Origin of the sequence: Sulfitobacter maritimus (assembly GCF_013346665.1) — a bacterium.
In the GTDB taxonomy this organism is placed as follows: Bacteria; Pseudomonadota; Alphaproteobacteria; order Rhodobacterales; family Rhodobacteraceae; genus Sulfitobacter; species Sulfitobacter maritimus.
In genome coordinates this window covers 1-21087 of the sequence record NZ_JABVBB010000032.1, presented here as the reverse complement: position 1 = coordinate 21087, position 21087 = coordinate 1, and the positions used below count along the sequence as shown (strand labels likewise).

At 56.5% G+C, this 21087-nt stretch carries 20 protein-coding genes and 3 pseudogenes; 10 read left to right on the top strand and 13 right to left on the bottom strand.

What is annotated here, in order from left to right; genetic code table 11:
• Positions 1 to 56 precede the first annotated feature (56 nt).
• From HTT03_RS09335 to HTT03_RS09325, 3 genes are all read right to left on the bottom strand, one after another.
• Entirely contained in the window at positions 57 to 1124 is a 1068-nt protein-coding gene (locus HTT03_RS09335) for an alpha/beta hydrolase (RefSeq protein ID WP_343035766.1), read from the bottom strand.
• A 116-nt stretch (positions 1125 to 1240) separates the two neighbouring features.
• A complete protein-coding gene (locus HTT03_RS09330) occupies positions 1241 to 1522 on the bottom strand; it encodes a type II toxin-antitoxin system RelE/ParE family toxin (protein ID WP_174859578.1) in 282 nt (93 codons plus the stop codon).
• Complete coding sequence (locus tag HTT03_RS09325; RefSeq protein ID WP_174859577.1) at positions 1519 to 1803, bottom strand: CopG family ribbon-helix-helix protein; 285 nt, start codon at positions 1801 to 1803, stop codon at positions 1519 to 1521. The genes HTT03_RS09330 and HTT03_RS09325 overlap by 4 nt, the downstream gene beginning before the upstream one ends.
• A gap of 476 nt (positions 1804 to 2279) precedes the next feature.
• Here HTT03_RS09325 and HTT03_RS09320 point away from each other — a divergent pair, with 476 nt between their 5' ends.
• The 6 genes and pseudogenes from HTT03_RS09320 (at position 2280) to HTT03_RS18710 (ending at position 7148) form a co-directional block, all read left to right on the top strand.
• Positions 2280 to 3437, top strand: a complete 1158-nt coding sequence (locus HTT03_RS09320) for a DUF4214 domain-containing protein (protein ID WP_174859576.1) — start codon at positions 2280 to 2282, stop codon at positions 3435 to 3437.
• A gap of 85 nt (positions 3438 to 3522) precedes the next feature.
• A complete protein-coding gene (locus HTT03_RS09315; RefSeq protein WP_174859575.1) occupies positions 3523 to 4131 on the top strand; it encodes a hypothetical protein in 609 nt (202 codons plus the stop codon).
• Between the two features lie 472 nt (positions 4132 to 4603).
• The gene (locus HTT03_RS09310; RefSeq protein ID WP_174859574.1) at positions 4604 to 5590 is read left to right on the top strand and encodes a response regulator; all 987 of its coding nucleotides are present in this window, start codon (positions 4604 to 4606) and stop codon (positions 5588 to 5590) included.
• 319 nt (positions 5591 to 5909) lie between these two features.
• Positions 5910 to 6245, top strand: a pseudogene (locus tag HTT03_RS18970) (GAF domain-containing protein); the annotation flags it as partial.
• Positions 6139 to 6558 (top strand): annotated as a pseudogene (locus HTT03_RS18965) (GAF domain-containing protein); the annotation flags it as partial. The pseudogenes HTT03_RS18970 and HTT03_RS18965, both read left to right, overlap by 107 nt.
• Before the next feature lie 62 nt (positions 6559 to 6620).
• Positions 6621 to 7148, top strand: coding sequence for a sensor histidine kinase (locus HTT03_RS18710; RefSeq protein WP_246253419.1), 528 nt, complete (start codon positions 6621 to 6623; stop codon positions 7146 to 7148).
• 110 nt (positions 7149 to 7258) lie between these two features.
• Here the strand turns inward: HTT03_RS18710 and rarD are convergent, their stop codons facing one another.
• Complete coding sequence (gene rarD / locus HTT03_RS09295) at positions 7259 to 8188, bottom strand: EamA family transporter RarD (protein WP_174859571.1); 930 nt, start codon at positions 8186 to 8188, stop codon at positions 7259 to 7261.
• On the opposite strand from rarD, the gene HTT03_RS18835 reads away from it, so the two are divergent.
• Entirely contained in the window at positions 8138 to 8569 is a 432-nt protein-coding gene (locus HTT03_RS18835; protein WP_281361047.1) for a transposase, read from the top strand. The two genes, rarD and HTT03_RS18835, sit on opposite strands and share 51 nt — an antisense overlap.
• A 154-nt stretch (positions 8570 to 8723) precedes the next feature.
• Here the strand turns inward: HTT03_RS18835 and HTT03_RS09285 are convergent, their stop codons facing one another.
• Positions 8724 to 9011, bottom strand: a complete 288-nt coding sequence (locus tag HTT03_RS09285; protein ID WP_174859570.1) for an SH3 domain-containing protein — start codon at positions 9009 to 9011, stop codon at positions 8724 to 8726.
• A gap of 533 nt (positions 9012 to 9544) precedes the next feature.
• Between HTT03_RS09285 and HTT03_RS09280 the strand changes: the two genes are divergently transcribed.
• The 3 genes from HTT03_RS09280 (at position 9545) to HTT03_RS09270 (ending at position 12800) form a co-directional block, all read left to right on the top strand.
• On the top strand, positions 9545 to 10030 hold the full coding sequence (locus HTT03_RS09280) for a hypothetical protein (RefSeq protein WP_174859569.1): 486 nt from the start codon (positions 9545 to 9547) through the stop codon (positions 10028 to 10030).
• Between the two features lie 249 nt (positions 10031 to 10279).
• Positions 10280 to 11110, top strand: a complete 831-nt coding sequence (locus HTT03_RS09275; RefSeq protein ID WP_246253415.1) for a hypothetical protein — start codon at positions 10280 to 10282, stop codon at positions 11108 to 11110.
• A 670-nt stretch (positions 11111 to 11780) separates the two neighbouring features.
• A complete protein-coding gene (locus HTT03_RS09270) occupies positions 11781 to 12800 on the top strand; it encodes a nucleotidyltransferase family protein (RefSeq protein WP_174859568.1) in 1020 nt (339 codons plus the stop codon).
• Positions 12801 to 13040: 240 nt separating this feature from the next.
• Here the strand turns inward: HTT03_RS09270 and HTT03_RS09265 are convergent, their stop codons facing one another.
• The 8 genes and pseudogenes from HTT03_RS09265 to HTT03_RS09230 form a co-directional block, all read right to left on the bottom strand.
• Complete coding sequence (locus tag HTT03_RS09265; RefSeq protein ID WP_174859567.1) at positions 13041 to 13613, bottom strand: hypothetical protein; 573 nt, start codon at positions 13611 to 13613, stop codon at positions 13041 to 13043.
• Positions 13610 to 14143 (bottom strand): TadE/TadG family type IV pilus assembly protein, encoded by a 534-nt coding sequence (locus HTT03_RS09260; protein WP_174859566.1) that lies wholly within the window; start codon positions 14141 to 14143, stop codon positions 13610 to 13612. The genes HTT03_RS09265 and HTT03_RS09260 overlap by 4 nt, the downstream gene beginning before the upstream one ends.
• Positions 14140 to 15840, bottom strand: a complete 1701-nt coding sequence (locus tag HTT03_RS09255) for a VWA domain-containing protein (protein WP_174859565.1) — start codon at positions 15838 to 15840, stop codon at positions 14140 to 14142. Before HTT03_RS09255 ends, HTT03_RS09260 begins: the two co-directional genes overlap by 4 nt.
• 317 nt (positions 15841 to 16157) lie before the next feature.
• On the bottom strand, positions 16158 to 16817 hold the full coding sequence (locus HTT03_RS09250; RefSeq protein WP_174859564.1) for a hypothetical protein: 660 nt from the start codon (positions 16815 to 16817) through the stop codon (positions 16158 to 16160).
• Between the two features lie 925 nt (positions 16818 to 17742).
• Positions 17743 to 18723, bottom strand: a complete 981-nt coding sequence (locus tag HTT03_RS09245; RefSeq protein ID WP_174859563.1) for a hypothetical protein — start codon at positions 18721 to 18723, stop codon at positions 17743 to 17745.
• Between the two features lie 32 nt (positions 18724 to 18755).
• Positions 18756 to 19688 (bottom strand): hypothetical protein, encoded by a 933-nt coding sequence (locus HTT03_RS09240; RefSeq protein WP_174859562.1) that lies wholly within the window; start codon positions 19686 to 19688, stop codon positions 18756 to 18758.
• Positions 19685 to 20473 (bottom strand): SH3 domain-containing protein, encoded by a 789-nt coding sequence (locus HTT03_RS09235; protein ID WP_174859561.1) that lies wholly within the window; start codon positions 20471 to 20473, stop codon positions 19685 to 19687. Before HTT03_RS09235 ends, HTT03_RS09240 begins: the two co-directional genes overlap by 4 nt.
• Positions 20470 to 21087, bottom strand: a pseudogene (locus HTT03_RS09230) (hypothetical protein); the annotation flags it as partial. The gene HTT03_RS09235 and the pseudogene HTT03_RS09230, both read right to left, overlap by 4 nt.

The window sequence follows — 21087 nt, the reverse complement described above, 5'->3', positions numbered from 1 at the left end:
CCACACTGTTTCAGCGGAGCGCGTATCAAAACAGGCATAAACTGCCACATCCCAACCTAGCGCCCAAGCGCAATACTCACCGGCCCGAGTGTAAGTGCCTTGACCGTATCAGGCTCGGCCCTGCGCAACTCTTTGATCAGCGCAATCGCAGCCGGAGACGTGCCGACAATGAAGTGATTGCTCCCGCCGTTGCCCAAAGCGGTCATATCAATGGTGGAGACCCCTAGATCCTCAAGCGCATCAAAGTCTTTTACCGTCCCCAAACGCGCAGCCCCACCCGAAAGCCCGGAAGCCAGGCGCAGCAAACGGTCGTTGCGAGCAACGGCCACGATGAACGGCTGGGGCAGCTTTCCTATTACTGCCGCCTGCGATTGAAACAAGTCCATGTCGATGTCAGGAGAAATTAAGGCGATGGTCCCGATCTTTTCCAAGGTCGCCGCCCCCTTCGTCAGCGCGATCTGGCGCAATGCTTCCATGATGAGAAGACTGCCCATCGAATGACCAACCACAGACAAACGCAGATTGTGTTTGAGCAAGAGAGTTCGAAGCAACAGCGCGAGTTGATCTCTCGCAATCAGAATGCTGTCTCGATCGTACGTGTACTCCAAAGGGTTGGCTGCCGAGGGCCAGGAGAACAAAATCTGCGGACCGCGCAGTTCATAATCCCACGCTACCTGCGCATGTCGGTAGGCCGATTGCGCAAAGGTCTGATTATAGCCATGTACAAAAAGGACGGTCTCTTCCCCAGATGTGGCAGCCGTTCGCTCTACAGCCTCAGCAAACCTCTCGGTATTGGCTATGGTCCTTGCACCGGTGAGCGCAAAATGCCGGGCAGGATCAACATTTTTCGTGGGAGGCCATTCAATCTGCCCGACCTTATGGTCCAGTGGTATCGACACGGAAAGCTGGGCAAAGCTCAATGCGTCTGACCGGCCTGCCCCGAATGCAATGGGCGAAGGATCCGCCGCCCGCGAAGAGGCCACGAACAGGCGCTGAACTTGCGCAGCGGTTTCTGCCGCTTCCCGCGGCAGGGCGGTGAACCCGCTCCTGTCCTGACATGCAGACAAGGAGGCTGCGCCTGCGAGCGCCAGAAAGCGGCGACGGTCGACGGGTGAACTGCTCACGTGGGGACCTCGCTTCAAGAGGGCATTCAATGGTACCATATACTTCCTAGAGTACCGGCTTTGGTAAAGCTGTCATCTATGACGAAAGCAGAATTTTTGGCACCGCCCTTTCCTCATCAATAACCAGTGCCCTGTCTCGCATCCCAGAGGCGCAGGATTTCAATCTGGCTCGGTGTCACGCGATAAATGAGCGTGAACGGCGTGCGAGGTACCGAGAGTTCACGCACGTCCTCGCGCGCATCGCTCGGCTGACCGGCATAGGGATTGACCGTCAGCGTCTTCTGGATGGCCTTCAAGTGAGCGCGGGCCTTTGCGCTGCCTTCAGGAAATACGGATTGGTAGTGGTAACGGAACCATTGGATGTCTTGCATCGTATCTTCGAGAAATACGATTTTCATACGCTGGTGCGTGCAATGTCGGCTCTCGGGGCAGAAACCTCATCCTTAGTATCCCAAGTGTCGATCCAGTCATTCATCGCCTCGGCGGAAATGAACTTCCCTTGATCTGCCCGCTCCAGCGCGGCCCTTATGGCTGTGCGCTTTGCAGTCTTGGCTTCCAGCATCAAGCGAATGGCGCGAACCGCAAGCTGTGCTGGCGGCCGATCTTCGATCTCCGCTTCGCGCTCCAGTGACTGCCTCAGCTCGTCATAAAGACGAATCGAATAAGGTAAAGCAGCCACCAAAGCGCCGCTTAATAACTCGACCGGAACCCAAGCTCATTTCGACACGATTGACGTCAAAGAGATCGACGTTGCTCGAGTTCGAGGAGGCCGTGAATGTCGCTTTTCTTTCCTGGCGCCGCGGCGGACAGCAGCAAATGTTTCGCGCGCGAAACATTTCTACGGCGTCGCAGGATTGCCAACATAATGATCGGTGCAGCCCCCCTGCCCATTCCGCAAAGCCTCGACAAGGCACAGGCAGTGCCGGATAGCGCATCCCGGCCTTCCCCCCCGCCTGGCCAGACAAAAAGGCCTTAGGTGCTTTTTCGCCACTCCAATTGCACGCGTGTTTTCTCGTCTTGTTCCGATATTTCCCGATGGGGTAACTAGGAAATCCAAGAACAATACAGCCCCCTAGGGCTCTTTCCGAGGCGTCAAGCAGGACACCCAATTCCTTCATAACGGATCAGCCGCCGGCTGATGAAAGGCTATGTGACATGGGCTATACTTTGGCCGACTATAAGTGGGGCGCAGGTGCGCAAGGCCAAGCCGGCGGCGTGGTCAAATGGAGTTTTGCACGTCCCAGCGGGGCTGGAGCTGCCTTTGCCGCCGAGATCTCAAATCCCCTCTATAAAGCGCTCATCCAGGATGCGTTTCAGGCGTGGCAGGACAGCGCGAACATTCAGTTCGTTCAAGTCGCAGATGGGGCGCAAAGCCAATTGCGCCTCGGATGGGATAGCATTGATGGGCGCCATGGGGTGATCGGCAACGCGACGTCCTATTTTAGCAAGAGCACCGCAAGCTCGAGCATGTACACTGTCCGGGAAGCGGAAATCCGATTCGACCTCGCAGAGAGCTGGTCTACCAGCAAAAACTCCACTGTATCCGCGCTCAACTTCTACGCCACGGCTCTACATGAGATCGGCCACACCATGGGCCTGCTGCATACGGATGACCCCGGCACGATCATGTATCCCACTACCGGAAGCCTGGCCGAATTGACGGGCCACGATACCCTTGGCGCCCAGATCATGTATGGTGCGCGCCTTTCCGGCACCACACGAGACGATCTGTTGGCGACGACAAGCGGGGCAGATGTTATAGATGGATACGACGGGCTTGATACCGTTCGCTTCAAAGGAGGCGCGAGCCTCTATACAGTGACCGATGACAACAACCTTAATATCCAGGTCCAAGCCTCTGCCACTGGCATTACCCGCGAACTGAAGAACATCGAACGGCTGCAGTTCGATGATGGCTATCTGGCCTTCGATACCGATGGGAATGCAGGAACCGTCTACCGGCTTTATCAAGCCGCGTTCGACCGCAGCCCGGATGCGGAAGGTCTGGGCTTCTGGTTGAGGCATTTTGATGCCCAGACCGTCGCCCTGCCCGAAATGGCAGGTTATTTCCTAAACTCGCAAGAGTTTGCCAGCAAATATGGCGAGCCAGAAAGCTTGAGCGATGATGCGTACCTCAGCTTGCTCTATGGCAACATTCTCGACAGAGCGCCCGACCAAGCCGGTTTCGCCTTCTGGAGCGATCAGCAAGACAATGGCCTCGGGCGCGAAACCATCCTCCAATACTTCTCCGACTCCCAAGAAAACATCGTCAAGGTCGCCCCCGCGATAGATGACGGCATCTGGTACGTCTAAGGCAAGCGGGTCCGCGCTGAGACCCTCTTAAGCACTCACTGCGGACAAGGGCGCGGTAGATATACCAAACAGCAGGAATGACTTCTTGTCGGTCATCCACTCCGTAGTAGTAAAATCGGACCTGATTGATGATGCGGAATTCTTCGCTGACGAAGATGGGGATATCGATCTTGATTGCAATCTCGGCGTCAATGTCCATGTCACGATCACAGACGTGGCCTGCCTTTACGTGGAGTTCACTAGCGAATTTTACGGCACAAGTTTTAAGTTGAACAAACCCGAAATGTTGCTCGTGCAGCAGGCACTGGCCAGCGGAACCCGGACGGATGCCTTCTTGGCCCAGATTGCACTCATCGAGGGGATTTGGGGGTGGTATGAAGATTGCTGGAGCTTGGGTCTCACTCACGAGGTGATCTGCGCTCTCGAGCGCCGCCGTCTTAATATCGGGTCTTCAGCTTTGTTTTGGGAAGAACCTTCATGTGCGGGGTACGGGTCCGATCTCTCCAAAATCATCATCTACGCTGCCGGCGATCGCGAGCTCATGGTCTGTCACGAGAGCGAAAGCTGTCCGTATGAAGATGAGCCGTCGTACGGCTTCATCACGCAGGCGCAGTACGATGCCGTAGAATTCGACCCGTATGACTATCAGAAGATGGCAAGCTCTTTCGCCAAGCTGGCAGGCCTGACGCCGTAAACTTCAAGCCGGCTCGGTATCCGGGGTGCGGTTTTCCTACAGGGTCGTCATCATTTTCACCATTGGCACAAGGGAGATTGGCCCCTATTTCCGGAGAACCTTGTACCGTTGCCGCGCGTTGAGGCGTTCCCTGCCTACATCTCTGCAGCAGGCAGGCCTTCCTTTTTTGCTGGAATCCCTCCCCGAGGGCCCCGGCAAACCGCGACGGCCCCCTCCGCACTCCCCCAGGGCCGTCGTGACCAGGAACGCGGGCCGAGAATGTGGCATTCCGCCTTCACTGTTAAGGCGAATGGCTTCACCTCAGCCGCCGCAAGACGCTTTATAGCATAGTAGTATAATGGTTTTTCTTGCCTTCCCCCACGTCGAGGCAAAGGATCATCAGTTCATCTGGCGCGCGTCATGAAAAAGCCAATATTTAGAAAATACATTGCCTTAGAGCCCTTTAGTTTAAACTATTTTTGGAGATTAGCGCGTGAAAATTCTCGCTGTGGATGATGATCCCATCGTTTTGGATCTCATCGGCACCACTATGGCCAAGACCGGCTCATGTGAGGTCACCACAGCATCTTCCGGTGCAGAAGCCCTGAAGTTGCTTTCAACCCAACCGGCAGCCTTTGACTGTCTCGTGCTTGATATCGAAATGCCGCTTATGAATGGCATCGATCTTTGCAAAGAGATCCGAGCCCTGCCAAAATATACCCATACCCCAATCCTGATGCTCACGCAGCGCACGGATGCGCGCTCAGTGGGGCGCGCCTTTGTCGCGGGAGCAACAGACTACGTCACAAAGCCCTTTAAGCCACGAGACCTTGTGGCCAGGCTACGTGTTGCGCAACGGGTAATGAATACAACGACAGATGTGCCGCGCATATCTGCGCAGGACATGCAGAAACACGGCATTCCGGGCACCCATTGCTTCGAAGAAGAGGAGCCCTTCTATATCGCGGATACCCCCCGGCTTGTTCTACCCTTCTCATTGGGAACATATCTGTCCCAACAATCACGTGGTCACCTCGATCAGTGTTATATCTTCGCGGCCACTCTCAATAGCTTCGAGAAGATGTACAACCAGTGCTCCACTAGGGAGTTGTGCATCGCCCTAACGACGGCCACGAAAGCTATCGCGCGAAGCTTGAACCAACCGGACCTTCTCATGTCCCACAATGGCAGCGGAACGTTGCTCTGCGTCTTTACGACGCACCAGATGCCGAACTGGCCCGCGGTGGAAAGCTCCCTGCCCAAAGAACTCTGGAACCTTGCGCCCCGCCATGCCAACGGCGCCAGGATCAAGATGTCTCTATCTTTGGGCAAACCTATTCAACCAAATGCCAGCCCAACCCAACGGGTCAGAAAAACATTTGACCGGGCGATCCAGCGGGTAGAGCGCCAACGTTCAGAACGGCGCGCCTTAAAGGCAGCCTCCCCGCCCACCTTGAGGCGCGAGAGCGTCGATGCTTGACCATCCCGTAGAATAGACGAAAGTCCCTTATGCGGCGACAGGACCTGTCGCCGCATAGGCTTTGGCTCTGCCCAAACCGCCTATCTCTATAAGGGGGTAAGGCTCCCAGCCTGCGTATTTTCGCGCTCGGCCGCTCTAGCGCTTCGCGACAGGGCCGCTGCACTAGGGCTCGAACTCCACAGGTCAACCAAATGCCCGAGGTTCACGTTACGTTAGCTGTCGACATGAAGTGATTGCTGTAACTACCGTTTCTGAACTTGAGCAGTATCCGGTCAGACCTTTTCAACGATAATTACAGCTGGACGAGACGATTAGAGAGATGAGCTATGACGCACTGAACAACGAAAAATCCCAGGTTCCAGATGCGTATGCAGATGTTCGTTTTGATAAAATTACACGAATAGCTTCCCGCACTTTGAATGCACCCATTTGCCTTCTCACAATGATCGATGATGCCGGAGACCGGCAGCTTCTCAAATCTGCCGTGGGCATACCCGAACAGCTTCTAAAAGCACGCGCCACCCCGCTCAGCCATTCGATTTGCAAACATGTGCGCGACACCGGAGAGCCGCTGGTCATTCCAGATGCCAGAGAACATCCCCTATTCAAAGACCATCCGGCAATCAAACTGTTCGGCATGGTCAGCTATCTTGGCATTCCCTTCCATGGATCGCGGCACACCGATTGGCGCGCTTTGCTGTATCAGCCCCCTTCCAAGACAATGGGACATGCAAGACGTCGAAGCATTGGCAGAGCTGGCCTCCATCGCCGACGACCAACTCCAGCTGGATTCAGCGGTCAAAGCCCGCGTCAAAGCCAAGCTTCTTGCAGAAAAAGCCGTCGCCACGCGGGCCAGCTTCCTAGCGCATGCCAATCATGAAGTCCGAACGCCATTAAGCGCCATTTCAGGGGCGTCACACCTCCTCAAAGCGCTGGCTACGGAAGTAAAAGTGGCGAACCTCGCCAGCGTCATCAAACGCAATACGACACGCTTGCAGTCGTTGACGCGTGACTTTTTACGCATCTCTGCTTGGATAGCGGTTTTGCCGCTATCCAAGCAGAGACATACGACATCTCCCAAATCGTCGAGAATGCAGTCGCAAAAGGCCGCCCCCAGGCTGGGGACAAAAAGATCGGTATTCATATCAATAACCGCTGCAAGTCCGAGACGACATTCCTGCTCGACGGGTTCATACTGGCCAATGTGTTGGACCGCTTGGTGTCCAACGCCATCAAGTTCACGGCCACTGGTGACGTTACCGTGACTATCGAAGCCATGGGGACAGAGGGGGTCCGGATATGCGTCAGCGACACCGGCATTGGAATGGACCCCGCACATCAGTCAATGATCTTTGAAGAATTTGAAGGACATAGCCCAAACACGGCCCGGACGGGCGGCGGAAGCGGGCTAGGGATGAACATTATCCGGCGCGAAATCGAGTTGATGGGGGGCACTATCTCGGTCGCGGGTGAAGCTGGGAAAGGCACCGCATTCACGATCAATCTCCCCTCGGGGCACGCCTGCGACATCCAAGATCAGACCTACGGCCTCCACTAGAGATACGAGGCTTATTGGGCGGGCCCGGGAACGCCGTGCCCGCTGCATTTGCCCCGGTCACAGCTTGGGCCCGAGCTTTGCGTCTCTGCACAAAGACACAATATCTGGCTTTACGCGCCCCGGGCCGGGCGACGGCTGCGCATCTGGCGCAGCATCGAAGAGGAGTAAAGGATCAGCGCCAGCCAAATCATTGGAAAGGCGATCATCCGGGCGCGACCGAACTCCTCGCCAAAAACGAAGACCGCCACAAGGAAGATCATTGTGGGGGCAATATATTGCAAGATGCCAATGGTAGAGAGCCGCAAGAGCTTGGCGCCGTTGGCGTAGATCAAAAGTGGCACTGCTGTTACCGCGCCACAGCCCAGCAAAAGCCAGGTATCCAAGGGCGCCGCTGTCAGAAAATTGCCTTCCTCATTCAGACCCAAGTAAGAAACGTAGATCAACGCCGGAACCAGCAAGATCAGCACTTCCAGCAAAAAACCCTGATTGGGTCCGACCGGCAGGCTTTTTTTGGCTAAAGCATAAAGGCCCCAACTGAAGGTCAGCCCCAAAGCGACCCAAGGTAAAGAGCCGGCATCCAAAGCCAGAACCAGCACCGCGCCGGCCGCGAGGCCAATCGCGATCACCTGCGTTTTTTCCATCCGTTCACCCAGGAGGAACGCGCCTAGCAAGATGCTGAACAAAGGATTGATGTAGTAGCCGAGCGCCGCCTCCAAAGCGCGATCCGACGCGATTGCCCAGACATAGATCCCCCAATTGATGGAAATCAGCGCGGCCGTCACAGCGCCCATTAACAGGGTTCGGGGAGACCGCAGGGCGGCTTTCAAATCCTGTGTCCGCCGCATCACCACCAACACGATAGCCGCGACTGGTACCGACCAAATTACACGGTGCGCCACCACTTCGGCCGCCGGAATATGCGACAAGGCTTTCATGTAAAGCGGCAAGAACCCCCACAACACATAGGCCGCCGTGGCAAAGACCAAGCCTTGGGGCGTATCGACGTTTGGCTTGACCGTAAGGCTGTCTGGGTTGCGCATGAAAGATCCTTTGTCTTTGGTCTAGCCCCTCCCTTGGGGCTCGGCCAGTACAAAGATAAGCCTGCAGAAACGCTCTGGAGCGATGCTCAATCAGACGCAGCAGTTGCGGGGCTTGCTCCAATGACGCAGCAATCGGGAAAATGGCCAGGGAAAGATCGGATCATTGGAGGAAGATCGACGCTCCGGCGCGTGATATACATGCCTGCACTGGTCGCAGATCGCTTCAACGAAGATCTCAAGGCCGTCTATCTACACCTACTCACTGCCGGTAAACACCTCAAAGCTATCCTGCAGCGCATGATTGTTAGACCCTTCGGTTTCCTCGGTGGAACCTATGAAATGACATACGACAAGTCGGCCGCCAAGCTGACAAAATATTAGGCTGGGCGGCACGGAAGCCTTTGTTACAGGCTCTTCAGTGCTAACGAAGAAGTTTGGGGACTTTGACACCACAACAGCAATGCCCACTCTACGGCTGCAGCACAAAGGCAGCATATTGGCAAATATCTAGGATATTACAAAGTTCTTCCAGAGATTAGCTACCCAAGAGGTAATCTGCGGAAACGTAACCTTCGACAGAAGGCGCTTCAGCGGGCGAGACCCGACACCATAGTTGGCCGACCTCGGTCACACAGTCTCGCCGGATCAACTCGGTACCATCAGGCAAGCCAAGCACAATACCATACTCCAGTCCAGGACCGGTACGTAGCTTCAAAAGATCATCTGCTCCCACGCCCACCACGCTTGTTCGGCCTCCCGCAAGAGGCGCGCAACCCGCAGACAGAAAGCACAGTGCTGGCATCATGACCCGAAGACCTTTCATGGCCAAATCCTATCTTGTTGAGGCATCCAAATTGTTTTGCCACCTCCAACGTGGAAGGCCGCAACCGGTTTAACAAGGCAACGACCCCATCCTCAGGCCCGCCCCCATGGGAAGTATGGCCCAATACCCTATCCAGATACTGTCTCCACGTGCTGAGTTGTAAGGAAAGTTCGAAATATTCAGCGCTGGCAACCCGCTTTTGGTGCGCATCTGATTGGGCAATTAGAAAACCCGAAGCCGCTACTGAGGCGTTTGGGTTTTGGCGCGACGGACCACCCACTCCTCGACAATCCGCCTTACGAGTTCAGGCCTGGTGGGAAGATCTTCTTCCTGCCTTCGGGCAGCATCGAGAGCTTCTATGAGGGGTGTCGGCATACGGACCATGAGCGGTTGCGTGTCGGCCTTGGGGCGTCCGCGAGATTTCATAATATCACCTATTGACATACCAATTACATGATATCATGTTATCGTATAGACGGAGGAGCTGCAACTCCCCCGCCTACACTAACCATACTGATCACGAGGAAATCTTCATGGCTAATACCGAACCTACCATGCCCGATACAGGCACAGAACCCCCTCTCGGCCTGCTCCGCGCAGATCAATTGAGCTTCCGCCACGCGCTCGATCTCTACTTCGCGGCCCTGCAGGCCGATTGGGGCTATTACGCTGGCCGGCAAAAAAACGCACTTTCTGCGGCGGCAGATCTGGCGCACGCCGCGGCTGCCACTTGGGCGGATTATACGACCCTGTTACAAGAGATCCGCAACTTTCCCGGTGCCCATCCTGACCTGCGTAGCGCAGCGGGGTACTTGTTGCGCAGTGCGCCCGAAGAGACCCCGACGGAACGGTCGCTGCATCAACTGGCCACCCAAGTTCTCAAACTGACCCAACAACATCGCCCATCGCGTACGGGGTTGCGGGCCTTGTTGGAAGAGGCCGTTGATTTATTGGATGTGCATTCCGCCAATCAGGCAGTGATCTCACTTCAAACGCGGGCAAATACTTCGTCCTTCTGATCCGCGCAGACCGGCTGCGGCCATCCTGTTCTCCAAAAGATCATTGTTCCACCCATCCTTTTTCCGGATGTCGCAGCACCTGCGCCCGGCAAAACCTTACGGAGATTTCCAGTGCATTCTCGCAAAATCATGTATCCCTTCCCTGTCGATGGCGCTCTTCGCCCTGTGTTTCGTGGCAAGCAACCTGCTCATTGGAAGGCTGCCGCTGAGGCCAAGGGCTTTGCCCTGATCGGCCGTGCGGTTGACCGCTTGCACGTCATCCTTGGCTGCAAGACCTGCGGCACCCCCACCCTCAAACGCATCAGCGTTGTTCTGGGCCACAATCCGGAATGTCCGCATTGCATCCGTATCCGCCGCGAAACGGCCGCAAGAACGGTTGGCGCCACGCTTTGCGGACCAGACCCGGATGGACACCGACACTACGGCCTTTACGAGTTCATTTGCGGCCATCGCGATCGCCGCCAACATACGCGCGTCGAAGCGGCCGCAGCAGGAGGGCATCAGCTGAGCTGCACCATCTGCCTGCATGAGCGTCACGCGATCGAAGCCGGAGCCCAAGGGTGGCAGCTACTGGGAGACGCGGACCGCCCCAACAAAAGCTATCGTCGCTACGAGCATCTGTGCGGCCATCAGCAGGATGCGGCCATTGCAAACATGCGCCGCGGCGACATTGATTGCGCAGGCTGTGGAGAAAGCTGGTCCTCCAAACCCAGCAAAATCTACCTAATGGCATTCACCCTGCCGGAAACCCAAGTGCTCAAACTCGGCTTCAGCAGCAATCCGGAATTTCGTCTGCGTCAGGTCCAGGAAAACCCGAAAATGACCAAAGGTGCTTTGCTTCGGGAGACCTCGGTCGACACCGGGCATCGCGCTATTTGCATCGAAAAAGCACTGCACAATCACATTGCGACCCATCGGCCAGACCTCATCGTACCGCCTGAGCTGTTCCAATCTCACATGCGCATCACAAGCGAGATCTATCACCGCCATGGGAAGACTTACATTTCTGCGCTCCTTGATGCCTTGGCATCAGGCTGGGACCCCAGTGTTCAACAGGCAGCGTTCGTTGAAAGCATTTAGACCGTCATGAACGGCAAATGCGGCTCGAGTGCCCCCTATACCCGGCCGGGGTATCGGGGGGTCGAGCCAGTAGAAGACTGAACATCGTTGATGACGCATCATTCAGTCGCTCAAGAGGCTGAGAAATCCTTTGGTACGAAAGAGGTCTTCTCATATCCTGCCTCAACACTGGTTCACAGTGTACGGTCAACTCGCCAAACCCCGGCACGAAGTTGACCAGAGCGCGGCGCTTGGTGGCGGCCGAGCCCGCGCTCACTGTAGATTGCTGAATCGGGACCGATGGCGGCAGCGGGCAACAGCGCTTCTGGTGATCAAGCGCCCACAAAAAGCTGTTCGAACATTAGTGCTGAAGAACAGCTATGCGCCGGACAATAGCTGCCGTTCAAGGTTTGTAGTGGATGCCTGCTTTCCTGTTGCCCTAACGCTGCAAGCCTACCTTTACCGCACGGAGGGCGATCTTGCAGCGCAGATCACGCGGGGGCGCCGGGTGCGACTGGTAAAAGGGGCGTTCGCTGCAGCTGCAGAACTTGCATTTCAAAGCACCCTAAAAAATTAGGCCGTGTCCGCAAATCGTGTTGGATCGACTTACACTACAAGAAACATTTTGTAGGATAGGTTTTTAGCCCATCTTACCCTACAAATAAAACTTAGTAGGGTAAGGCCAATAGTCATGATCAGACATCACAGCCACATCGGCACTGCCGCCTGGACCGACCTCCTGCGCATGTTGCAGGATGCTCAGATCTCCGAACTCCGAGGTTCGCCGAAGCTGAAGACGATAGGGAAGAAGAGATACTGGTATGATCAGTATCGGATCGGGACCGAGGTCGTAAATCGCTACATCGGCGAAGACAGCAAGAATCTCCGTGATCGGCTCGCTCGCCTGAAAGAGCTGGCCCTGAAGCGTAAGGAGAATGAGCGAGAGCGATCCCGGCTCATGCGGGTGCTCCGGGCAGAAGGATACCTGATGGCTGACGCGCAGACCGGACAAGTGGTCTCGGCAATGGAACGCGCGGGTGTCTTCCGCCTCGGCGGAACGCTGGTCGGGACACAGGCCTTCCGGCTCTACGAAGGTGAGCTCGGGTTCCGGATTGGATTCGGCAGCTCGGCCGCTACAGACGATATCGACATAGCGAGTTTCGAACGGCTGTCGATCGCCCTGGAGGATACCGTAGAGGAGCCGCTGTCGAAGGTCTTCTCTCAGTTGAAGTTCGCCCCCGTCCCCTCGCTCGAAAAGAACAAGATCTGGCGGTGGCAGCAGACGGATCGAAACACGCTGGTCGAATTCCTCACGCCGTCCTTCGAGGAAAACGAAGGTATTCGAGACCTCCCTGCCCTCGGCGTCAGCGCACAGAGCCTGCACCATCTCAATTTTCTGATATCCGACCCGATCCAGGTGCCGCTCCTCTACCGCTCTGGGGCGCTCGTGCAGATCCCGCGGCCGGAGCGCTTCGCCATTCACAAGCTGATCGTCGCCGATCGACGCAGGAGCGATCCGAGCAGATTGAAGGCCCGGAAAGATCGAGCGCAGGCCGGTCTGCTCATCGAAGTCCTGAGCGAGGAAAGGCCTGGCGAACTTGCGGAGGCATACGAGGATGCGATCGGCCGCGGACCAGCCTGGCACAACAGGATATCGGCTTCGCTGGACCTGATGCCCCAAGCTCGCAAGCGTCTCGACGACATCACCTGACGCAGTGATTGGGCGACCAACACGGTTTGCGAACATCCCCAAAAATCAAGGTTAACTCCGGCAAGCTGATAAAGAGAATGTTGTTACAAGCGGCGAAGGAGGCCGGTTTCTACCTCATCATTGGTCGCTCTCTTCACGGCGGTTGATTGATGAGGCTGATACTATCAGACCTCGCGCGACCGCGCCTGGCTGGCTCGCAGCCGTGATCTCTACCACTGTCTTCCTTCCCGCCTCACCCTGTCAGACGCTGCATGCCTTCCAGCACAGTTGCGGCGCGAAGCGCATGCGGGTCGCTTGGAACATGGTTATCTCCGTATCCTTCAAGCCGACATTGAAAATTGGCTTATGCGTGAAAGAGGTCTCCACCAGAAGAATACGGTCCCCTTTGGTCAGCAAGGGCACGCGAGCACGCATCTCCCCGGCGCTGAAGTCCGAGTGTCGCAACCGTGCCAACCCCTGTCCTTTCGAAAAATCCACCCTCAAAACCCTATTCTGGGGCTGGTCGCACTTTTTGGCGCAGCGGATCTGAGTGACCCGCACATTGACCGCATCACCATATCTGGTCAGCCGGCCTGCCACGGCTTGCAGGCCTCTAAGAAAGCTCATGTCGATCGGCGTGGTTTGCCGCGACAACGTATCGGCAATCACGGCCGTCGCATCGGCTGCCATAGCCCGGGCCCGGTAGGCATCGGTGAAAGCGATCATCGCGCAGATCGACCCGACCAGAAGTGGGGCCATAATCATGAATGCGATCGACTGGCTGCCATCCTCTTTGCGCAAAAACCGCAGGACCTTGTACCGAAGATAACTCATCCGCGTGGCTCCGTGACAAATGCTGTGGTGAGGCGGACGCCGTATTCCCCATCCGAGTTTTCCGGCAACTTCCGACCCAAACCAGTGCCTGGCAAAAGAGGGTCAAACAGACGGCAGACCCCGACCAGCATCAGATCGTTTTCGCGTCCAAGGCTGAAGTTGTTCGCAGGTTCATAGTTTTCGCGTCGATCGACACAGGGCGTCGAGCCAGAGACGTTTCGCCATGCCGAAACAGGCATGGCCTGCATCTCTATGCGAATGGACTGCATGCAACCTGCGCTGAAGAAAGACCTCTCGCAAATCATCGCCTTCATCTCTTCATAGCTTGGCGGATTTGCCGTGCTCAGACGCACCTCGCGCGCCACCATATTGGTGGCACGTCTCAGCATGATTTCACGTGCGCTCCACAGGCCCACCTCGAGCGCCATGAAAAGCAGGTAAAGTACGGCAGGCATGAGAATGACGAACTCGAGCGTCACAGCGCCATCTTCTGACGCCCCAAACCGCTTTGCCTTCCAACGATTGATCATTTGGTCAACCTCAGCATCGAGATCGAGGCCGCGATCATGTCGAAAGCCGTGGCGATATCCATTCCTTTCACATCGAAGTAATGCGCTTCAGTGGCAGCACATTCCTTCAGCAAGGCGAGCGATTCTGGCTCTTCAACCTCCATACCGATGGTGTAGGTCACGATGCCCGCTTGCTTGGCAGCGCCGCAGATGCTGCGCAGGCGCGCATTCTTCACATTCGGCTTGACGGTGTAATGCATGTTCTCCCATTGCCGCCACATGATGCCCCCCCAGCTGTTGCGGTAATTCGACTGACGGCCAAGCAGGTTGTATCCATAGTAGATAGGCGACATCTCGGCCCAGACTTCCGGCCAGGTCAGCTGTTTTTCGTCAATCTGACTTGCATATTGAGCGTACTCGGGGTCGTTCTTTGGTGTATGGTTTTTCCAGACCCGCTCCCCTTCTATGGGATGCTCGGGATAAAAGTACGTCTCCCCATACGGTTTTTTCTGATCATGCGCACCATAGGTCTCCGGGGCTTCCACACTGTAGGTAAGCATCGAGCCATATGTGGACTTTGTAACGGGTGATGGGCCGGAGGCGAACTTCGGATACAGCCGGTACTCCACGTCATTCTTCCCATCCGTCATGATCACGAGAACCTTCATGTTGTTCTGCGATTTATGCGGGTGTGGCCGGCCCTCGAAAGCCGGGCTGACCAGACCGTCAGATATCAGGCCGGAAACCGCAGTCTGAGCGGAGGGATCAAGAAGCGCCAGGCCCCACTTGGTCCCCATATCGATTGAGGTGGACCCTTTGGCGGTCAGCTTGTTGATCTGGGCCTTGAGGTCGGCGGCCGAGCTTGAAAGCGGCGTGATCGTAAAGCCGTCATCGAAGCGACAGACCCAGTCGCCCTTCTCTTTGTCGGTGATCGACCACTTTCCATACCGATTGCCATACTGAAAATGCCCCGTTCGCGGCAGCAGCGTGGAGGGATGAACGGCAAGATCGGTGTAGTGCGAGCCATCAAAATCGATGCAATGAGAAAAGTCGTGCTCTTGCGATGCGTTATAGTGTTTGAGCAGATCCGGGCCCGCGTTCGCCTTGGTGGAATAGGGAATGATCGAGATCGACACTCGCCCTTCCTCGGCCTCACTGAGCACGGCATCGACAAAATCGCTCGCGGCCTGTTTGAGCGCATCGATTTTCTTGCCGCTTCCGTCGCTGGTATCCCAGTCCATCGAGCCGGATACGTCGAGCACCAGAGAAATCTCGATGTCCTCGACGCGCTCGGTGGCTTGCGACTCGATCATCATAGCCAAATTATCGACGTCTAAAAAACGGAAAAAATAGGTATTCACCCCACCCGACATTGTGGCATGGACCGTGCGCCCGACAAGAATACCGCCGATCTCTTCTTTGCTTATCTCAACCTTGACCTTCGACGCATCCAGTCCGGCAGATGATACGTAGCTCAACACAACATTAGTGGGATCAATATCCTGCGACAAGCTGGCGGCTGCAAGCACCGCATTGTCGAGATGCGCTTGAAGATAGGTCCGTGTGCGCTCGTGATTAGCCAGATCGACAGCAAGGCCACCGCCGACCGTCATGACCACGAGAATCATGAGCGACAAAATCAGAATGCCACCCTCTTCTTCTCCCCAAAACCGGCGGAAAATCTTCGATAGCCTGTTACCTGCTATTTTTTGCGTCATAAAATTCATCTTCCAGAATCACGGCCGGTGAAAATCTTGTCCGGCGCACCGCAGATCCATAATGTTCCACCCGTGCCCCTTCTTTTAATGGAAGATGAATACGACAGGACGTCGCCCGAACTGAGGCAGCAATGCGGCATTCCATCGAAGCGGAATAAAATAAACCCCAAAACGTCCTGCTGCGCCCCAGACGAAAGCCAAACATCTGGGGACCTACAGATCTTAAAGAACAATCAACGGCACAGGTCCAAGTGCGTGATAGGGGCCAGTCCCCGCAAGAGCGTCACGGCTCTGATGAACCCCCATGAACACGGGGGTTATGCAGTTGTCAGACACATCCTTGGCGCCCCCAGGCCAGCTGGCTTTCGCGCCCGTTGCGGGTCCGGCGCGGTCAACCGTGACATATCTTGGAAAAACGCAGCAAGGTTGACGCCTGCCCTCACCATTTGACCGGACGCATTCTGGATCACGTTATAGGCTTGAGTGCTCGACGAGAAGATCACGAAAGGCGCCGCTGGAGACAGCAGCCGCGCCAACTTGGGCGACATCGAACACCCTGCCCCAACGAAAAGACAGTTGAATACAAACCGGGCGCCCGGCATATCCAGCAGCGCCACCGCAGGGGCCAAAGGTCTGGTATCATGAACACGCGCTGGAAAACGTGCCCAGGCATGACGCGGATCCTGCCACCCGAGGTCGCCCCCTGCATCGCCCCGCGCCGCGCGCGCTGACAGATGATTCAGCAGCGCGTCTGCTGCGACCATCGCGTGAGAAGCCTCCATGACGGGCTTGTCGCCGCGGTAATACAAAAACACCTCATGGCCAAAGGCCGCCTTAAAGCCGCTGTCGGCGAACGAAGCCCCATTCCTAATATGACAATGGCGTTCAACAGCGTTTCGATCCATCACCCTTCCAAGCGCATAGATCAGCGGGTTGGCGTTGATCGCCTCGGCAATTCGGACTGGCGTGCAGTGCATGGGGGTCTCCTGTTCTCAACCTTTGAATTAGGACACCCGAATGCAGCCGCATAGTGCGCAGCACCCGATTTATGTGGATAACCCCCGCCCCCAAAATCGCCTCAGCGGATGCCGTGCCGCGCAAGGCCTGCATTGGACCCGTTCTGCGCCCCGGTCAGTGTAACGCGCCGTGTTACAGGCAAGCATCTGAAAACATTGAACTTATTTTTGATCAAAAGCCAAAAAGAGGCAGATCCGCACCCTCTGTTACAAGCTTATTTATATAAATCAATGACTTAGTCTGTGTAACGCGTAACGCCCACGAGTGTCTTTATATGGAGACATGGTGATCAGAGCATGAAGCTCTCTGTCGCGTATGTACTCTTTTTCTATATTTCTGTTACAGACATATATATATCTATAAATGAGAGAGATTTCAGAGACTTACAGGCGTTACTTAAGGTGTTACAGACCCGTTACACCGTTACATCGTTGTTTCTGAACGATAATTCAGGCTCCACGGCCCAAAATCCTGCAACGGGCCACCGCCGGCTCGTAAAAACCACCCATGAGCGCGACCAGAAGTTCACTGAGATCGACCGGGCAGCTGGAAACCTCAAGAGACGAGATCACGGCGAAAACCACGGTTCGTAAACATTCCGCCTCCTGCCCTTCCGGGTCATTGGGCCCCCAAGCCGCGCTTCGGCCCCATGCCCTCAACCCTGATACCGAAGGCCGTATCATCAGCGCTCTCAGAACCAATTGCGCCGTGTTGATAATCAATTTGAATGCCGCCTAGACCAATAGACCCTCAGATCGATGGTCCGGCTTAGTGCTATATCTCACCGGGCCTGACCCTGACGATGGCATCAAGAGCCAATCTCGGCATGCATGTCAGCGGGGAACTGACGATTAAGTTTTTTGCGATATCGACAGGCACAGAACCTCAGGCCGGCACCCCGGCTGAAGAATACTTTTGCTTGCTGAGATCGAGATACCCCTCAAGATCGGCACGGATTGCAGGATCTAGCGCTTCGCTATGCATGATGCGGCTGTAAAACAGAGTGAAATAGATGACCTTGATCGCAGTTACTGCCCTGGCAAACAGCCCATGCATCACGAACCCCAGAAACGCGAAGATGAAGACGGGAAACCAATTAAACACGGTATCTGGCCCGATGGGCCCAAGGGCGGGAATATCCGGCGACAGCTCGCGCAGGGCGCCCGCAGAGAATGCTGAAGGCAGTGCATCGCCGAAGAGCAGGCCGCAGCCGATCGCGGCCAGACCGCCAAAGAGGTAAATCGGGCCCATAAGCGTGCCGACGACGCCTCCCATTATATCGATGCCGAAGACGCCGATGAGGGTTTCGGGCACATGGTTTTTCAAACTCTTCAGCCGGGCGATCCCGTCGCGTAGGTTGAGCCGATCTACTGCCACCGCGGGCACGAGAAAATGGTTCACCAGATCCCAGACCTCGCCCATCCCACCAAGCAACATTCCCATCAGACCGCCTTCTTTGTTTTTACGGCTGGCGATCCACGCGGCTGCCATATCGAGAAGGGCCAAACGGCGGGATTGCGCTTTAAGACCTGCAAGAGCTTTGGTCGCGTCTTGCCGCGTCGGTGTGGCGCCTGTTGCCGTGTCAAAGGTAAGGCGGCTCAATGTCAGTTCGGCGCGATTGTAAAAGAAATATTTGTAAACAGCCATAATTAGACCGCCGAATAAAAGCCAGCCACCGCCCCCGGAACCGATCACAATGAGGTAGAGTCCGATGAAGAACACTGCGACCATCGCCGCGGCATAGGCCCACATCGCAAAGACCGGGGCCAATATCGCGCGGTTACGTCCCACAATGCTGAAGGTGTGCCGCATTAGAAAGCCAAGCTGTGAAAGCCGCTCTCTGCGTCCGGGTTTGTCGAAATCCATATCTTGCGTCCTTCAATCTACTTTAAAGAATATCACCGCGCTACACCGTCACTCAGCGGACCAAAGGTGACGCCATCACCGATCAACTGTGCGGCCCCGTCTTGCATGGCCAGCGTTATAGCCTCCGCACCGGTTCCGGTAACGTGGCCTTCCCTCTGAGCAATGATCTTGCCGGTCTCAATGTCGATGACACGTGCGAATATGGCGTAGCCATCCGGGTTCTCAACCGGCACGATCTTGAAATCCAGCATGCGGCGTGGGGGCGCGAGCGTCCCAGCTTCAGCCCGGCAGATTTCCCGAAACCTTACTGCGGCGCGCGCCACCGGTAGCATCGCGCCGTCATCGCCGAGCATGAAGCGGATGTGCCTGGCGCTGCCTTTACGAGACTCCGTCTGCGTCCGGTTCTCAACGTCGGCCGCGCGGAAATAGTCTTGCAGTGAGAATTCTGACGAGGGCGGAACCAGTCCCTGCGCCGCCATGAAGGCCTGAGCCGCCGCGTTCTCACGGCTGAAATTCTGCCGGTCCGCGTCAAAAACGCAGTCCACAGGCTGATGTTCTGTGCCCTTGAGAAGGGTCAGCTTCATGCCGCGCTGGACGGTCACCCCGCCTCCGAAGGCGTCCATCCAACTGCCAATCAGGCGCGGCGTTACCGCATTGAAATGAAAGATACGAGTGGCCCCGCCCCCTGCCAGCGTTCCGGTCCAGCCAGAGGTTGCTGAGCGTGTGATCTGCATCCGCATCCCCTGCCCCGCGACTGTAATTCGGTCGCACCCCTCATAGGTGAGATCGACGGTCCCTTCATGGCGATTGCGGGGATCCAAATACACCATGCCGTCAGCTGAAAGGGTCACATTACCGGACTGAGCGCTGTAACGGCCCTGACAGGGCAAGGGATCAGCAGTTGCACTGCTCACGGTCACGCAACAGGCCGCCAAGGCCGAAAGGGTTTGCGTAAGATACTTCATTGCGGAAAGCTCCAACCGTCATGCTCAACGCGGAAGATCCGGACAGGTGCGCCGGATTGGGCGGTATCGGCGCGCAGGCGAAAGACAGCGCGGTTTGCCTGACCGAATTTGATGAAATCCACATTGATCGTAATCATCCCGCGCAGCATGGGCTGGTCTGGATCGGCGGCGATCCTTGTGATGCGGCCCTGAAAATCTTGTGCATCATAAAGAACATCTGCGCCGTGGCCTGCAAGGTCGGGCGTGATACCAGCAAAGAAGAACTGTGTGGCTTGGATCGGGTTAAACGGGTTCTGCGCAGCCCCGCTTTGCCCTTCAAACGCAGCGTAGAGGTCACCCACCAGCCGAGCTGCCGCGTCGATCATCGCATCTCCGCTTTGATGCACCGGAATTTCGCTGCGCTCGACCGTCGTGCGGTCTGTCGGCAGGTCCACATCCCCCATCAAAAAGCGCTGCGCGACCCAGCCAGCTTTCGCAAAATCGCCCGTGCGCATCAGGCACCAGCGCTGCGGCAGGGCGTTGCGCTGCGCCTCGGTTAGCTTGTGGTAGATTGAGGGGATCAGCAATGGCACGCAAGTGACTTGCTGCAAGCCGCGGGCATTAGGGGGCAGACTGTCGATCACCAGATAGCGGGTCCCCGGCCCCATGCGCATGTTCAGCACATCGTCCGCCGCGACCCCGGTGACGCGCCAAGCGTCTGGACCGTGGCCGTCGATCTCTGCCCGCAGCGGCGCGGCGAGCGTGGCACAGGCGATGGCCGCCCAGAGAATAAGACCCCGCATCATTTCACCTCCACCACTGTACGGCCCAGCAACGTCTGTTCCGAGATATCGAGGAAACGCAGCTCATAAAGCCCCGGCTCTTCGGGCATGGTCAGGGTGAGCGATTTATCCTCCGCGATCTTCTGCGCGGTGATCCAGGCGAACTCCGGCTGATCCTTTCGCGCAAGCGCTATGCGTTGGTCCGCCCCGCTGCCACCGCCTGTCCACGAGACAGTGATGGAGGCGCCGGGGGCCGCAGTCTCAGGCGCTGAAAGCCCCGCGCCCGCATCCATCGGCGCGTCTGCAGGGACGACCTCAAGCGGGACGCTGGCAAGCGTGCGCAATCCTTCGTTCAGGATGTAGCGGATTTCATAGAGCCCCGGTTCCGACGGTGCTTTCAGGCTGCCTTGGGTCCGGTCGTTTGCGCGGAAATACTGACCGGTTTCACCCTCCTTCGCCCCCATTGGGAGCAAAGCGATCATATCACGCGGATGAATGGTTGAGGACCATGAAACCTCCACCTCAGTCTCAGCACGCGTTGTGCCGGGGGCAGAGATGCCGATCTCAGCTTCCACCACCTCAATGGGTGACGTGGCGAGGGTCTTGGCCCCTTCGTTGAGAATATAGCGCAACTCATA